Source organism: Planctopirus sp. SH287 (genome assembly GCF_056500625.1).
Genome location: NZ_CM151403.1, coordinates 4,048,921 through 4,063,483, shown reverse-complemented (window position 1 = coordinate 4,063,483; position 14,563 = coordinate 4,048,921). Strand labels below are relative to the sequence as shown.

At 52.7% G+C, this 14,563-nt stretch carries 13 protein-coding genes; 6 read left to right on the top strand and 7 right to left on the bottom strand.

The window, feature by feature from the left end:
• Window positions 1-62: 62 nt before the first annotated feature.
• A complete protein-coding gene (locus SH287x_RS15060; RefSeq protein WP_479515187.1) occupies window positions 63-1,760 on the bottom strand; it encodes a fatty acid CoA ligase family protein in 1,698 nt (565 codons plus the stop codon).
• 625 nt (window positions 1,761-2,385) lie between these two features.
• Between SH287x_RS15060 and SH287x_RS15055 the strand changes: the two genes are divergently transcribed.
• The 3 genes from SH287x_RS15055 (at window position 2,386) to ribH (ending at window position 5,746) form a co-directional block, all read left to right on the top strand.
• Entirely contained in the window at window positions 2,386-3,366 is a 981-nt protein-coding gene (locus tag SH287x_RS15055; RefSeq protein ID WP_479515186.1) for a dephospho-CoA kinase, read from the top strand.
• Window positions 3,363-5,066, top strand: a complete 1,704-nt coding sequence (gene rho, locus SH287x_RS15050; RefSeq protein ID WP_479515185.1) for a transcription termination factor Rho — start codon at window positions 3,363-3,365, stop codon at window positions 5,064-5,066. Before SH287x_RS15055 ends, rho begins: the two co-directional genes overlap by 4 nt.
• 200 nt (window positions 5,067-5,266) lie before the next feature.
• Window positions 5,267-5,746 (top strand): 6,7-dimethyl-8-ribityllumazine synthase, encoded by a 480-nt coding sequence (gene ribH, locus SH287x_RS15045; RefSeq protein WP_479515184.1) that lies wholly within the window; start codon window positions 5,267-5,269, stop codon window positions 5,744-5,746.
• Here the strand turns inward: ribH and SH287x_RS15040 are convergent.
• Window positions 5,729-5,884, bottom strand: a complete 156-nt coding sequence (locus tag SH287x_RS15040; protein ID WP_479515183.1) for a hypothetical protein — start codon at window positions 5,882-5,884, stop codon at window positions 5,729-5,731. The genes ribH and SH287x_RS15040 overlap by 18 nt on opposite strands.
• On the opposite strand from SH287x_RS15040, the gene nusB reads away from it, so the two are divergent.
• The 3 genes from nusB to SH287x_RS15025 all read left to right on the top strand — a co-directional run bounded on the left by nusB (window position 5,883) and on the right by SH287x_RS15025 (window position 9,510).
• A complete protein-coding gene (gene nusB / locus SH287x_RS15035; protein WP_479515181.1) occupies window positions 5,883-6,479 on the top strand; it encodes a transcription antitermination factor NusB in 597 nt (198 codons plus the stop codon). The genes SH287x_RS15040 and nusB overlap by 2 nt on opposite strands.
• Window positions 6,480-6,817: 338 nt before the next feature.
• Window positions 6,818-7,831 carry an isoaspartyl peptidase/L-asparaginase family protein gene (locus tag SH287x_RS15030; RefSeq protein ID WP_479515180.1) on the top strand — a complete coding sequence of 338 codons (1,014 nt, stop codon included), beginning with the start codon at window positions 6,818-6,820 and terminating at the stop codon, window positions 7,829-7,831.
• A gap of 299 nt (window positions 7,832-8,130) precedes the next feature.
• Entirely contained in the window at window positions 8,131-9,510 is a 1,380-nt protein-coding gene (locus SH287x_RS15025) for a hypothetical protein (protein ID WP_479515179.1), read from the top strand.
• A 134-nt stretch (window positions 9,511-9,644) separates the two neighbouring features.
• Here the strand turns inward: SH287x_RS15025 and SH287x_RS15020 are convergent, their stop codons facing one another.
• From SH287x_RS15020 to SH287x_RS15000, 5 genes are all read right to left on the bottom strand, one after another.
• The gene (locus SH287x_RS15020) at window positions 9,645-9,977 is read right to left on the bottom strand and encodes a HesB/IscA family protein (protein ID WP_479515178.1); all 333 of its coding nucleotides are present in this window, start codon (window positions 9,975-9,977) and stop codon (window positions 9,645-9,647) included.
• Window positions 9,978-10,294: 317 nt separating this feature from the next.
• Window positions 10,295-11,266, bottom strand: a complete 972-nt coding sequence (locus SH287x_RS15015) for a DUF6807 domain-containing protein (protein WP_479515177.1) — start codon at window positions 11,264-11,266, stop codon at window positions 10,295-10,297.
• A 109-nt stretch (window positions 11,267-11,375) separates the two neighbouring features.
• On the bottom strand, window positions 11,376-11,705 hold the full coding sequence (locus tag SH287x_RS15010; protein ID WP_479515176.1) for a hypothetical protein: 330 nt from the start codon (window positions 11,703-11,705) through the stop codon (window positions 11,376-11,378).
• Between the two features lie 135 nt (window positions 11,706-11,840).
• Window positions 11,841-12,881, bottom strand: a complete 1,041-nt coding sequence (locus tag SH287x_RS15005; RefSeq protein WP_479515175.1) for a DUF1559 domain-containing protein — start codon at window positions 12,879-12,881, stop codon at window positions 11,841-11,843.
• 639 nt (window positions 12,882-13,520) lie between these two features.
• A complete protein-coding gene (locus tag SH287x_RS15000; RefSeq protein WP_479515174.1) occupies window positions 13,521-14,534 on the bottom strand; it encodes a D-alanine--D-alanine ligase in 1,014 nt (337 codons plus the stop codon).
• Window positions 14,535-14,563: the final 29 nt, after the last annotated feature.

The window sequence follows — 14,563 nt, the reverse complement described above, 5'->3', positions numbered from 1 at the left end:
GAAAACGCCAACGGTTTTATGTTTTGGCATACCAGGAATGGCAGACTCACCGGCAGGGACAGTCACCTGGATCGAAATGACTTTGCACGGGCTAATTGCTGGCTGGCCCATGGAGAGAGTTTTTCGCGGAAAATCTTGGAATTGTGCCGAGTGTCGACCGGGAAGGCGGGGTGCTCAAGAAAATGCTCAATCGCAGCGGTCTCTCGGCAGCCAATGGCTAATGACCGCAACTGTTCCTCCAGTTCGACAAAGGGAAGTCGGCTTCCGGACAAGCGTTCAATACACAGAACCGGAATCGTCTGGCCATTTCGATGTGCCCCGACCAATGCCGTGCGGGCGACGTCCGGATGCACGTTGAAAACGGCCTCACACTGATCGGCAAACAGCGTTTGCGCGGGTACTCCCAGGCTTTCTGGCAGCTCAACCCGCTGCGACTTTCGGCCACAAAACCAGAGTCGCCCTTCGTCATCCCGGTAACCAGCATCACCCATGCGATGCCAGACGTTTCCATTTCGAGGATCAACGATTTTTGCAAGGGCTGTCTGCTCGGGGCGAGCATCGTAAGCTTTTGTCACCACAGGGCCACACACCGCAATTTCGCCAATCACGCCGGGTTTGACCAACAGCTTTTCCGTCCACTCAGGGAGAGGTTCATCGGTCAAGCGAATAATCTCTGCCTGCATTCCTTCCACCACGTGTCCGATGCAGATCCCCGCCCCCTGTGCTGACTTTTGTTGTGTTTGGCCAAGAATCTCCTGGCTGGAAGTGATCGCGACAGGCAATGATTCCGTTGCACCATAGGGGGTAAAAATGGGTGTTCCTGATGGCAGCAGAGGCTGAAGCATTTCCAACACGCGCGGGCTGACAGGCGCCCCGGCAGAAACGGCCCGCCTGATTGTCGGAAACGTCTTGCCTTCTTTTATCGAAGCAGTGGCCAGACGGCGCATGAGGGCTGGCGAACCAAACAGATTCGTCACATTGAACTCTGCAATCGGCGTCCAGATTTCTGGCGGATTCACTTGAGCCGGGCGGGTAAAATTCATACGAGGAATGACGGCTGTCATTCCTAAGGCCGGTGCATAGAGCGCGAAAAGTGGAAAGGTGCAGAGATCCACCTCACCAGGTTGAATCCCGAGTCCCTTTTGCAGTAACGCCACCTGACTGAGAAAAATATGATGCGTATAGACGGCCCCTTTGGGAATACCCGTGCTGCCACTGGTGAAAAGGATCGCTGCGGTTACATCGGCATCCAGTTGCGCGATGGGTAAATGACCTGCCTTCTTTCCCAATTGACAAAGATCCTGAAAAGTCCGGCCCGGCCACCAGAGTTTTCGTCCCACAGTAATGTATTGCCGAAGGGTCTTTTTGGCCCAGCCGAACAAGCAGCGGGCGATGTGGGCCTTGGTCACGCCGATAAAGACCTCTGGGCGAGCTTCGCGAAAACATTGAGCCAGATTTTTTCGGCCCATGCCGGGATCAATCAGAATTGGTGTCGCGCCGCAACGAAACAGGGCGAAAGTCAAAGCAAAAAACTCGATCGAGGGAGGAACCAGCAACGCCACCCGGGTGCCGCGAGTCACGCCCATGGCATTCAGACCCGCCGCAACGTCACTGGCCAACTGATGCAGTTCGTCAAAAGTCAGCATTTGGTAACGGGAACGGTTTAATGTTCCTGAAGCCGGGGGCATGAAAATCGCGGGTTGCGTGGGCCATTGGGCCGCCGCTTCTTCCAACGTCCGGGCAATATTGACAGAGGGCATCCGGAAGAACCTATAGACGTTTGTTGATTTGTTCATCCCTGAGGATTGACTGCATGACACCGCTTTTTAGTTGACACTTCGATCTGTGGGGGGCAGGATATCAGAAGCAAATCATCAACGCCTATCTGCACAAAGAATTCTGAGTGAAGGGTGCGTGCATCACTGCCGCCGTGTTTCAGTGTCATTGTGTTTCAATGTCACTGAGCTTCTCTGTGGATTATTCACAGTGAGGGTCACAAGGTGCGGATCATTCACGAGGAATTTTTGTTGACGGAATGTCATTGAGCAACGATTTGGCTAAATTATGTTTCGGTTCAGCTTCCCGTTTCTCACCTGTCATCGCCAGCCACCCTTTAACGTGATGCTAGCCCGGCTTATCGCCTGTTGTTCTCAAACATTGCTCGCATCTCACTTTAACCACTCACGGAAAAGCCCCATCCTCGTAAAAATCACGACTGTTTATCGGGCATTGCCTGATTACTTTCTCTCTCCTGCCTTCCTGTCTTCTTTGAATTTCCAGGATATTCGTTGGTTGCCTGTATGATTCATACGGATGAAGACCTATCACAATTGATCTCCTCTCCGATTCCTACACGTCTTTAGCTCACTCTGCCGGTAACTATTCATGACATCGCACGTTGCGATTGAATCCACTCGAGTCCTTGTGGTTGGTGTGCTGGGCGGAATCGGCTCCGGCAAGAGTTTCGTTGCGCAGTCAGCGGCAACGGGCGTAACACCTCCCTGGCTTGTCCTGGATGCCGACAAAATCGGGCATCAAGTGCTGAAAAATCCCCCGATACTGGCTCAGCTGGTTCAGATCTTTGGGACAGAGATTCTGGCAGATGCCATTTCATCACAGAGTGAACAGCCTGGTCACGTGCTGAGTCATGGCCATCAATCCCTGGGAATTGTTAAGACCGAAATTGATCGCAAGCGACTGGCGCAACAGGTCTTTGGCGACTCCCCGGAGAAGTTGGCCGCTCGTCGACAACTGGAGCAGATCGTACAGCCGCAGATACGTCAGGCACTTCTGGATCGAATTGCTTCTGCTGCGAACGAAGGATATGCCGCGGTCTTGCTGGATGCCTCCGTCTTGCTGGAATCTGGCTGGAAGTCCCGTTGCGATTATCTGGTGTTTATTGAAACAGACGATGATGCTCGTCGCAGTCGAGTGGCTGAACGTGGCTGGTCGGAGCAGGATCTGGCCGCTCGTGAAGCCAGCCAGTGGCCGCTGGAAAAAAAACGAGCCTATGCAGACGCCGTCGTGGTTAATGATTACCTCAGTGATGCGGCTCCCCGGGCATTGCGGGAACTAATCCAAAACTGGCTGAGTCATAAAACCGTCTCTGACGACAGACAGCATGGCTCAACCCCTGTGACCACGACTGACCAGCCATCGGCCAATTTTTCTGCGTCAGATCCCTCTTCTGGAAACTTGCATCGATCAGCCAAAGAAGCCCGCTCCTTATTTTCTCGACGACTTCCGACTCATTCATTGCCAGTCATGATCTGGGCGTCACTTGCCACATGCTGGTCAACAACTGCTTCACGAATCAACAACCTGCTCACATTCTTCCCTCCGTTTGTCAGGCAGCCTTCGCCATGACCATGAAACCACGTGCTTCGTTCGGTCGCTCCAATGAGACCGCCATGTCCCCCGATGCTTCGCCGACTCCTCTGGGATCGCTGCGACGTGATGCCGGTACGTCACGCGCTTCGGGAACCTCCTCCTCGCTCCCTCCTCGAGAAGAAGACACATCGGCCAGCAGCGAGAAAATCGAACGAAATGAGGGAGAGCGGCCTTCCAGAAGCCGTGACGACAGAGGTCGTGACGATAGAGGTCGTGACGATAGAGGTCGTGACGACAGCGGGATGGGCGGAGGGGCGATCTCTGGTGACGACAGCCGGATTGATCAGCGACGGAATTCCGATAGTCGTTCCAATGCCGGGATTTCCACCCGTGTTTCCAGCGGTGCAGGAAGTGATGATGATCATCCGCTGCCGGGCGATGAGAAGTACGAGCTGGCCAAGAACGGTGAGAACGAAATTCATGTCGCCGAGCTTCAGCGGCTGACGATGAAGGAACTCATCGATATTGCTCGAGCCGAGAACATTACGGAATACACCGGTTTGAAGAAGCAGGATCTGATTTTCAAGATCCTGAAAGAACGAACCAAGATGAACGGCCTGATGTTCGGCGAAGGGACACTGGAGATTCTGCCGGACGGTTTTGGTTTTCTGCGCAGTCCAGACTATCACTATCTGCCGTGTCCGGACGATATTTATGTTTCTCCCAGCCAGATCCGCCGGTTCGGTTTAAGGAACGGAGCAACGGTCGCAGGACAGATTCGTCCCCCCAAAGAAAACGAACGTTATTTCGCGTTGCTGCGTGTCGAAGCCATTAACAACGAAGACCCCAACCTTCTCACCGAGAAGGTCTTCTTCGATGATCTCACGCCGCTGCATCCTGAACGACGATTACGACTCGCAGGCATCTCTTCTGACTACAGCTCGCGCGTGGTCGACATGATTGCTCCGATTGGGATGGGGCAACGTGGTCTCATTGTCTCGCCTCCCAAGGCCGGTAAGACGATTCTCTTGCAGAATCTGGCCAAAGCCGTGCTGGCCAACGAGCCGGATGTCTATGTCATCGTACTGCTGATCGATGAGCGGCCCGAAGAAGTCACCGACATGGAGCGGCAAGTTCAAGGCCCTAATTGCGAGGTGATCTCCAGCACTTTTGATGAGCCTCCCAGCCGGCATATTCAAGTTTCGGAAATGGTCATCGAAAAAGCCAAACGAATGGTGGAATATGGCCAGCACGTGGTCATTTTCCTCGACTCGATCACACGTCTGGCGCGCGCCTGGAACTCGGAAGTCCCTCACTCGGGAAAAATTCTGACCGGCGGTGTGGATGCCAATGCCCTTCAACATCCCAAGCGATTTTTCGGAGCCGCCCGCAACGTTGAAGAAGGAGGAAGCCTGACCATCATTGCGACAGCTCTCGTAGATACCGGCAGCAAGATGGACGACGTCATCTTTGAAGAGTTCAAAGGGACAGGCAATACGGAACTGCACCTTGACCGACGCATGGTCGAAAAACGTGTCTGGCCCGCGATTGATATCAACCGTTCGGGAACCCGTCGCGAAGAACTGCTGATGGGGGAAGAAGAACTCCGGAAAATCTGGATTCTTCGACGAGTTGTCGGCGATATGAATCCCGTGGAAGCCATGGACCTTTTGACCAGCCGACTCCGACGAACCAAAACCAACGAAGAGTTCTTGAATACCATGAACCTGAGTTGATGGAGAGCCAGGAAGCCAGAAGACAAAAAGCTGAAACGTCAGATAAAACACATGGCAAAAAAAGTGTGTGGTTCAATAAACTTCTCTGTCGTCTTGCTTCATGACTTTCAATGTTCTGTTCACCATTTGCTCTGAAATTATCGGTTTTTCTAATATCTCATTACCCAGAATCCCACAGCACCTCAGCCCTGAAGCCTCCCATGACTCAGATCATCGAAACCACACTGCTTGCCGCTCAAGAACCTGTTGCCATCGTTGTGTCACGATTCAATGAACTGGTGACCAACCGCCTGCTGGAAGGGGCGATCTCCACCTATCGCCGGCATGGCCTGGCAGACGACAAAATCACGGTGGTCTATGTCCCCGGCTCGTTTGAATTACCCATCGTGGCACAGAAGCTCGCACAGTCCGGGGCATATGGCGCTGTGGTTTGCCTGGGGGCCGTCATTCAGGGGGAAACCACCCACCACGAATACATCAATCAACAAGTGGCGGCGGGATTGCAGAAGATTGCCCTGGAAACAGGCATCCCTGTGGCTTTCGGCGTTTTAACCTGCCCAACGATGGATCACGCTCTGGATCGTTCTGGCGGAAAGGCCGGGAACAAAGGAGTGGAAGCTGTTCTGGCAGCTATCGAAACACGCAACGTCTTACTTGCACTGTCAGGCAGTTCCCAGTAATTCCTCTATGATCTCTTTGTCGTGCAGGTTCAGGCAGCAGCAGACGTCACCCCGATGGGGACGAATCGCATCTGCGAAATGTCCGAATGTTCCCGGTAGATAAACGCCTCGATTGGCTCTTTGGAATTCCACGCTCATGTCTCGTCGCCACAAGGCTCGCGAAGTTGTTTTGCAAATGCTGTATCTGAAGGATCTCAATCCCGATGTTGGATTTGAGCAGATCGGCAAAATGATTCAGAATGACCTGCCCGATGAAACGCTGGCACGGTTTGCGTGGAAGTTGTTTTCAGGAGTGATGGAGTTCCGCCCATCGCTTGATAAGAAAATTGAAGAAGCCGCCGTGAATTGGTCGCTGAGTCGTATGGCGCCCACCGATCGCAATGTTCTGCGTCTGGGAGCCTATGAACTGCTCCAGACTGACACACCGCATCGTGTGGTGATTGATGAATCATTAGAGTTGGCCAAGTCTTTTGGCGGTGCAAACAGCGGCTCATTTGTGAACGGTATTCTCGACCGCCTGCTCCCACCAGAAAAACGCACTCGTTCGGTCGCGAAGCCAGCGGATAGCACGTCTGAAAATCCGGCAGAAACTGTTGCTGTCAATCTCCCAGAAAATGAGAAACCCGCTCCCGAAGCCGGCGAAACCTCTTCGGAAATCAGCACTAATTCTGAAGCCAACACCGAAGAAATGACCTCGGTTTCCACCAGCCTTGATGACGATGCCAATGATTAACACCGCGGTTAACACCATGATGAGCACCGTTTGCGGGCCAGCATGGCATACCTGAGGCACTGAGTGGGCTGGCCTGGCTCACTCCACCAGAAGAAGCTCTTGCAATTCCGGCCACTGGCGCCTCCCACCGACGGAAAGCATGGTGGCACCCATTCCAGTGGCAAAGCCATGGTTCCCACATCGATTGGCTGGCAGAAGGAAGCATTCATCGGCAAGATGGTGTCGCTCGCACGCACATGGTTTACAAGGAATCACGTACGATGTTTGGATTGCGCTCAGCCAATGATCTGTTCTTTCGGATGCTCTGTACTCAGATCATCTCCATAATGGGAATCTTCATGGCGACGACATTTGGTGGGGCAGCAATGAGCAACGATCGAGGGCCGGGAAATACGGGAAGCGATCTTCTTATCGAAGATGTTATTCTCGGTGTCCATGGAGGAACCGGGATCGACAAAAAGGAAATGACTCCCGAACTCGACAAACAATTGCGTGCGGGTTTGAAAGCCGCTGTCGAAGCGGGGGCCAAACGCCTCAAAGAGGCGGGAGCCACACCGCTGGACGGCGTTGAAGCCGCCATTCGGACGCTCGAAGATGACCCGTTGTTCAACGCGGGACGTGGTGCCGTTTTCACCCACGAAGGTCGGAATGAACTTGATTCATCCATCATGGAAGGAACCACGAAAAAAGCGGGGGCCGTGGCGGGGGTGACCATCATTCGGAATCCCATTTCAGCGGCTCGGGCCGTGATGGATAAGTCCAAACATGTCATGATGATCGGCCGTGGAGCCGAAGTCTTTGCGACTCAGCAGGGGTTGGAAATCGTCGATCCTTCGTTCTTCTGGACGGAAAAGCGTTGGAACGACATCAAGCAAGCCTGGGACGCTGAAAAGGCCCGCGCAAAAACGGCGGGAGCGGAACTCCCTTCAAAAGCTTATTTTGGCACGGTCGGCGCTGTGGCACGTAACAGCCAGGGGCAACTTGCAGCTGGAACGTCGACAGGGGGAATGACCAACAAGATGTTTGGTCGCGTGGGTGATTCCCCAATCATTGGGGCGGGCACCTATGCCGAAGATGGGGCTGCTGCCGTCTCCTGCACAGGTCATGGAGAATTCTTCATTCGCTATGGAGTCTCGAAAGAGATTGTCTCTCTGGTGAAGTATAAGCAACTGAATATTCAGGAAGCCGCCCAAGAGGTGATCAATCGCCAGTTGAAAGAAGTCGAAGGTGAAGGGGCTGCTATTGTTCTAAACAGCAAAGGGCAATGGACAACCTCCCGCAACACTGAGGCACTCTATCGCGGCTGGATTAACTCCAAAGGGGAAATCACCGTCAGGCTCTATGAGGATTAAAACGCACCCGCTGGATATATAGTCAGCACGGCGCCTTATAACATAATAGCGAGTTCTATGCCCCTCTCCCATTCCGATGGGAGAGGCTGGGCGCGCGAGCTGAAGCTCAGGTAGCGATCAGTAGAGAGGGCGTATGAACAAGCAACCTCAGTTTGATCTGATACGTGTTTCAAGTTGCGATTCTTATCAGCCATTCTCAAGAACAAATTGACGTTCATTGATGATTGCCGCACAATGGCGGGACTGTCCAACAAGGAGTCTCTCAAACGCCTGTCGATTCAGGTGGCGGAGTGTCAACTGTGAGCAAATTGACGATCATCTATGGTGCCCTTCTTCTAGCGGGTTGCTGCCATTTCATTGTGAGCCAGCAAGAAGTGATCGCTGAGGATCAGCCGGCAAAAGTTCGAGAGTCTGCCGCCAAATTAAGATCTGCCCAGCGGGCTGCGATAGAAGCCGCTTTGCAAAGCCCGGCCCAGCTTGATTTTCATGACCAGAAGCACATTCGTCTCAGTGATCTTTTTCAACAGATCCGTGAGCAACATGGCATCTCTGTCAGGCTGGATCATGACCGCATCTTTCCTCTAGCTGTGGCCTTGAACCTCATTACGACCGATCAGGTTCAAGAGGAGATGTTACCGCCAGAGATTGCTCCTCAAACCACTTCACCCGAGGCGATTCAATCGACAAAAACCAGCACATCGACACCTGACCAAGTCCCTCCTGCGTCAGCTGCTGGCAGTTCTATTCCATCAGCACAGAAATCCCCGGCTGCCGGAGAAGCGCCGGATCTTATCGTAAATAAGACGGATTCAGCACCATCTCAACCGCCAGTTGTTTCGGCGTCGACCACTCCAGTGAAATCATCGCCAGCGAAGCCGGCAGTAGAACCGACTCCCGGTATGACCCTTCAATACATCCGGCGTTATATCGGCGAATTGACAGTGCCTGTCGACATGATCAACGACGATAGCCTCAGTGTAGAAGTTGTCTTGCTGAGAGCCGTGCAGGCAGCGTTGCCGATGAATTCCATCGTGAATGCCATGATGTCGTCAGACGAAATGGTGCTGCCGTTTTCTATTACGCAAGCCATTGACTGGGATTTGCTGATCGAAAACGGAGGTGTCTTGCTGACAACTCATATTCAGGCCAACCTTCACAAAGAGACGCGGGTCTATTCGATCAAAACGCTCGAAAAAAGCGGAAATTGGTCGGCTGAGGATCTTCGCCGAGTGATCGCGGCATCCATTCGCCCCTGGAGTTGGAAGCCCACTCACGAGAAGGCTTCCTCAAAACCAGCCACTGACGCGTCGGGAAAGGGAGGAGCAACGGGTGTGGAAAAACCATCACCTCACGCCTCCCCTGCGACGACTCAAAGTGCTGTGCCCGCTTTACAAAATCAGATGTTGCAAATGGCGGGTATAGACCCCAGCCAGGGAGGAATTCCCCTCGGCGACAACATCAAGATCAACCCTTCTGAACTGGATCTGGCAGAGTTTCAGAAGTTCGCGTCAGGAGCGCTGCAACTGTCGATCAGTGCCATTCAGATTTTATATCACGGGGAACCACCCACGGGCGTGATCGAAACTCTCCCGGGGATCTTGATTATCACTCAATCGCAGTCGGCTCATCGGGAAATTACAGAATTGCTCGATGCGCTGGAGCAAACTGTTAATCCGTGAGAATGCTCGCGATACCTGCTCAGGCAAGGTCAATTGCAAGCAAATGGCATGCTCCCCTCCAAAGCGGTGAGCATGCCATGATTTTGATCGAATGCGAATCTTTGAGATCACATTCTTAACGAGTCGGCATTTGCTTAAGCTGAGAAGCTACTGCCACAGCCACAGCTCTTAACAGCATTGGGGTTATCGAAAACAAATCCCCGGCGATCCAGTCCGGTGTAGAAATCGATGGTCGTGCCATCAAGGTAAAGGGCGCTCTTCTTATCGACAGCGACCTTGACCCCATGATGTTCAAAGACCTGGTCATTGGCCAGATCGGCAGCTTCTTCAAAGCCAAAGGCATACTTGAATCCGCTGCAACCACCGCCAGCAATGCCGACACGAACCAGAGTTCCGTCAGGCATCTGCTGCTCGGAAATGACTCGCTGGATTTCCTTCGCTGCGTTTTCAGTCAATGTTACGGACATCTCTTCAATTCCTCTCAAACGACCCACGGCCATCCCGTCAGTCTGATTGCGGGATTGTCATTGGTTAATTATACGGATCACCGGCCCAGAGCAATAGGTAAGTCCCTGATGTGAGCACGATCATTCCCAATTAGCATACCAATCAGAAAGCAGAATCCAACACGACGACGATTCCACGACCTGGCAGCTATTGTCATTCTCGCTTTCATCTCATGGTTGATCGCAAGGAAAACACGGCTTAAAGTAAATCTGTGAAAAGGTTTACGTCAGTAATTCAGAGGGGAAGCAGATTCTCAGCTTGAGAGAATCTGTTGTCGTTAGCGGCTGCCACTCTCAAAAGCCGCCTGCTGAGTTTTGATGGCCGACTCGTCGGTGGCGCCGTCATGAACCCACAATCCATAACGCAACGTCACGGTTTCGTTCTCTGATCCTTTTTTCAAAGTCACAGGGGCCGCTTTGCTGGCGTCATTCTGATAAGACCCTTGCCCAAAAGGACTTATCGTGAACAGTCCATAGTCGCGAACATGGTAGCGGCTGGGGCGAAAATTGGCAGGATCATCGAAGATCGTCATACCGAAAAGCTTGTCACCAACCGGCCCGGTATAATCCACCCATGCCGCTGGCTTCCCCCAAGCCTCTTTAGTCTTGGTGTCTCCATTTTTTGTCAGAATTTTGCCGCCTTGCAATTCTCGCATGGACTGAGCAATCCGAACCCCAAGAAAACCTTCCTTGGTGTCGCCAAAAACGACCGAGTCAACGAGGGGCTGCAACTTGATATCGGCAATGAACAGACGATCCTTGGTGATTGTCCAGAGTGTTGTTTCTTTCAGCTGAGCAACGCCTTCGCCGTTCAGCCATTCGTTTTCCAGCTGGATCTGGACTTCGTCACCAGAATCTTTGATCACAGTGGCTTTCCGGGTGACGATGGCTTCCCTTTCCATCCAGTGACGGGATCCATTGACTTCATCAATACTGATCCACAGTCCCTTGTGGTGAGGGTGATCTTTTTCGTTTTTTTCAATCGGCCGGGTCAGAATCGTTCCATCGCTGGCGAGAATCGGCCAGAAATAGGGCTTCTTCTGGTTAGGAGCCAGATGCAGCGTGGTGAAAGGACGCCCATCGATGGTGATCTCATAGCCTGAGTCAATCGCCTTGGCGACGACCGAGCCTTTGGCTTGAGAGACTTCCGCGTGTGCGATTACCGGAACCGGGCTTCCCAGCACACAAGCAGCGGCTAACAGCATCGCCCCCAGCCATGGTGAAAAAACGTGGGAGAAAAGAGGTTTCATGGGCCATTCCTTCGCAGCTCTAATGAAGTTAATCATGGTCTGTCATGATGGCCCAACATAAACCTCAGGATCGATGAAAGAAAGCCGCCCGATGAGATGGGCCACGATTCTACAGTTTTTCAGCCATGCGTTTGGCGATCGCTTTAATCCGGTTGGGGTCAGAAGACGAATTAAGCTGGGTATTTTCTTTGAGCAAGCTGGCCTTCAGGTTGGCGTCGGTCACGTTCTTTTCGATCGACTCCTGAATCCCCATCAAAGAGCTGCCCCCTTCACCTGAAGCAGCCACTTGCTCCAGCTTCTTTTTCAGTGCTGGTAAAGAGGAGGTCACATCTTCTGACACAACGTTGGCAGGGGATGGAATAATCACATCGCTTTTGCCGCATCCGACACTGGCCGCAGCCAGCACTCCAACACACATCATCAGAAACATGCGAGGCATGATGAGAATCCTCCGGGGGAGCCACCCCCATGATCAAATCAGGAAGTGAGAAGAATGAAGCTGAAAGAAAGACCGTCGGCCCAGGGGCAACCGACGGTCTTGGTTGTTTTTTACTAGTGAAAACTTATGGCGTGATTAGAACTCGCCCGTTGTCCGGCCGTCACTGACACCACCAATGGACTGCCAATTACCCAGATCAACATTGTCGGAGATAAACCGCACGGCTCCATCGCCCATCAAAGTATGAACGCCGCCTGTATGCCGACTGCGGGCGCCATAGACACCCTTACCATCCGTCACGCTACCTGTCGTGTAATTACAATCAGGATACTTCCAATTAGGTGGCGAAAGCGTGTTGAAAATCGTATTGCCTGTCAGGCCACTGGCCCAGTGTACTCGTCCGTTACTGTAATGGTTTGTCGCGCCAACAGTTTTACAGTCAAGCCCATAGGCTTCTACTTCCGCCGATGACCACAAGCCATTATCACCATTTGTCGTTGGCCATGCTGCTGTCCCCCCTTTAGTGATATCCGTGTTGGCATTAAAGATACTGCCATTACCGTCGCTGACGACAGACTCCATCATTGCTACTGTGTTGGAGGTTCCATCGACTACGTCACGAAAGCCAACCGAACGCAGCCGCTGAAACATCCCACGGGCATTCGCGGCACCTTGCCAAAAAGAGCATGGCCCGGCGCTGACGCCATAGTTGTTTCCCGGCCCAGACTCAAATTCACCTGTCAAGCTCGTGGTAAATGCGAGATCTGATGGGCACAAAAAAACTGCCAATTTTTGGCGAGCGTAAGTTAAATTTGTGGAATAATTCATCGTCCAGTTTTGATCAAACTTGCTATAGAGCGGAGCTTGATCCAGGAACGGCAGCATGGCCAGTAGCGCGCTGCGTGACTTGTAGTAATTGGCGTTATCGTTTCCGTTTGTGGTGACTCCTAAGGTTGTGATCCCCTGAGCCAGTGGGAACATGTTGTAGGTGTCATGATAGTTATGCAGAGCCAGCCCCAATTGCTTGAGGTTGTTCTTGCACTGGGAACGGCGGGCCGCTTCGCGGGCCTGCTGAACGGCCGGCAAAAGCAGTGCAATCAGAATGGCGATGATCGCAATCACCACCAGCAGTTCAATCAAGGTAAAACCTCGACGACAGACTGTGACGGTCGACATGGTAGAAACTCCGTGGAAAGCATAGAAAAAAGAATGGCCACTGGCCGGAGAGCAACGAATGAAAAAGAATCTTGTCTTGGGGGCAAGACCGCTGAAAGTTCTGTAAATCAGTGGAACCACTGACAAACACCCGAACAACACATGATAGATCAAACAGTTCTTATGTGCTAGTATGTTGTCGCGTCACGGCTTCAATTCCTTCAAAATATCTTCACCGGCTCTCTGCTGGTTTTTCGTAAAGAAAGAGGCTTCTATCTACTTGATCACTAGCTTTCACCGCCCTCCGAGTTCGGGGCGGCATATGCGAGCCGGTCGTTGATCCACGTTCGATCTGATACAGATCCCGGGATTTAACGGCGCTGAGTGTGCTCTGCCCACGGCCCGGAGCTGTCTTTTATCCACAACTTTTCCCAGATCAATTTGACCGTGGACGGTGTGCCGTGTTGGGAATTCAAGACTCTTCGTGTCCTACTCACCGGCTCTGAGTGAGCATGCACGAATGTGCGTTTGCGGTCGATCCTCACTCGTTTCAGAGGGCATGCTTGCTCTCAAAGCCGCAAGCATGGCACGAATGCCGCATGAATGCCGGGCACTCAACTTCTTCTCATCCCTGCTTTTTTGCTTCAAACCCGTCAAGGCTTATTGCCTTGAGGTGCCGGGCGATAAAGTGGCGCGACGCAAGAGATGCGGCTTGCGAGGACGGCGATCAAGCGTGCGGCGAATCGTTTCTTCACACAGCATGCCCAGGGATAATCCCATGCGCTGGGCTGCTTTCGGAACCAGGCTATGGTCGGTTAATCCGGGAACCGTGTTGATTTCCAAAACATAGGGTTCCCCCTGATGATCAAGCATTAAGTCGACACGGGCCAGGCCTGAAACTCCCAAAGCCTGCCGTGCCTGGAGACAGGCTGCTTCAAGCTTGGCATGAGTGACAGCAGCCAGCGGTCTGTCCAGAAGATATCGTGTGGAATCGTCTTCGTATTTGGCTGTCCAATCGAAGAATTCGCGGTCGGTCTCAATACAAATCGGCGGCAGGATCTCATCGTCGAGCAGACCGACTGTCCATTCCTGCCCGATAATGGCGGCTTCCATCAGCAGCGTGGAATCATAATGTCTCGCCTTGGCATAGGCCTCGAAGAGTTGCTCTGGATGACGAACAATTGTCACTCCCAGGCTCGATCCCTGCGATGCGGGCTTAATCACTAATGGCCAGCCGATCTCGGCAGCAATGGACGCTAATGACTGTGGTGTTTCATGTTCGGTGAGTTGACGCCAGCGGGGAGTAGGCACTCCACAGCGGTGAAAAGCCTGCTTGGACAGCGATTTATCAAAAGCGACACGAGAAGCTTCCGCATGGCTTCCGGTATAGGGAATTCCGGCCTGTTCTAGAAGTTCCTGCACTTGACCATCTTCACCAAAGCGGCCGTGGAGCGCAATGAAGACAGCGTCAAAACCATTCCAGTCAAGCCCTTGCAAAGAGACGACTGCCGGGTCAATGGGAAGGACAAAGTGGCCGCGATGACTGAGAGCAGCGGAGACGGCCTGTCCACTTTTCAGACTGATGGAACGTTCTTCGGACTCACCGCCCATGAGAACGGCAATTTTCCATTGTGGGGCAGGTGCTGTTGAGAGTTCAAACTTCTCGCGAGTCATAGCGTTACCTTCGAGACACAGCGATCAAA

What these genes read in the sequence shown, in the direction of transcription:
- SH287x_RS15000 (WP_479515174.1), bottom strand. Translation starts at nt 14,534, where the DNA reads ATGACTCGCGAGAAGTTTGAACTCTCAACAGCACCTGCCCCACAATGG.
- SH287x_RS15040 (WP_479515183.1), bottom strand. Translation starts at nt 5,884, where the DNA reads ATGAGCGTGGAATTCCAAAGAGCCAATCGAGGCGTTTATCTACCGGGA.
- SH287x_RS15055 (WP_479515186.1), top strand. Translation starts at nt 2,386, where the DNA reads ATGACATCGCACGTTGCGATTGAATCCACTCGAGTCCTTGTGGTTGGT.
- ribH (WP_479515184.1), top strand. Translation starts at nt 5,267, where the DNA reads ATGACTCAGATCATCGAAACCACACTGCTTGCCGCTCAAGAACCTGTT.
- SH287x_RS15020 (WP_479515178.1), bottom strand. Translation starts at nt 9,977, where the DNA reads ATGTCCGTAACATTGACTGAAAACGCAGCGAAGGAAATCCAGCGAGTC.
- SH287x_RS15015 (WP_479515177.1), bottom strand. Translation starts at nt 11,266, where the DNA reads ATGAAACCTCTTTTCTCCCACGTTTTTTCACCATGGCTGGGGGCGATG.
- SH287x_RS15030 (WP_479515180.1), top strand. Translation starts at nt 6,818, where the DNA reads ATGGCGACGACATTTGGTGGGGCAGCAATGAGCAACGATCGAGGGCCG.
- rho (WP_479515185.1), top strand. Translation starts at nt 3,363, where the DNA reads ATGACCATGAAACCACGTGCTTCGTTCGGTCGCTCCAATGAGACCGCC.
- SH287x_RS15010 (WP_479515176.1), bottom strand. Translation starts at nt 11,705, where the DNA reads ATGCCTCGCATGTTTCTGATGATGTGTGTTGGAGTGCTGGCTGCGGCC.
- nusB (WP_479515181.1), top strand. Translation starts at nt 5,883, where the DNA reads ATGTCTCGTCGCCACAAGGCTCGCGAAGTTGTTTTGCAAATGCTGTAT.
- SH287x_RS15005 (WP_479515175.1), bottom strand. Translation starts at nt 12,881, where the DNA reads ATGTCGACCGTCACAGTCTGTCGTCGAGGTTTTACCTTGATTGAACTG.
- SH287x_RS15060 (WP_479515187.1), bottom strand. Translation starts at nt 1,760, where the DNA reads ATGCCCTCTGTCAATATTGCCCGGACGTTGGAAGAAGCGGCGGCCCAA.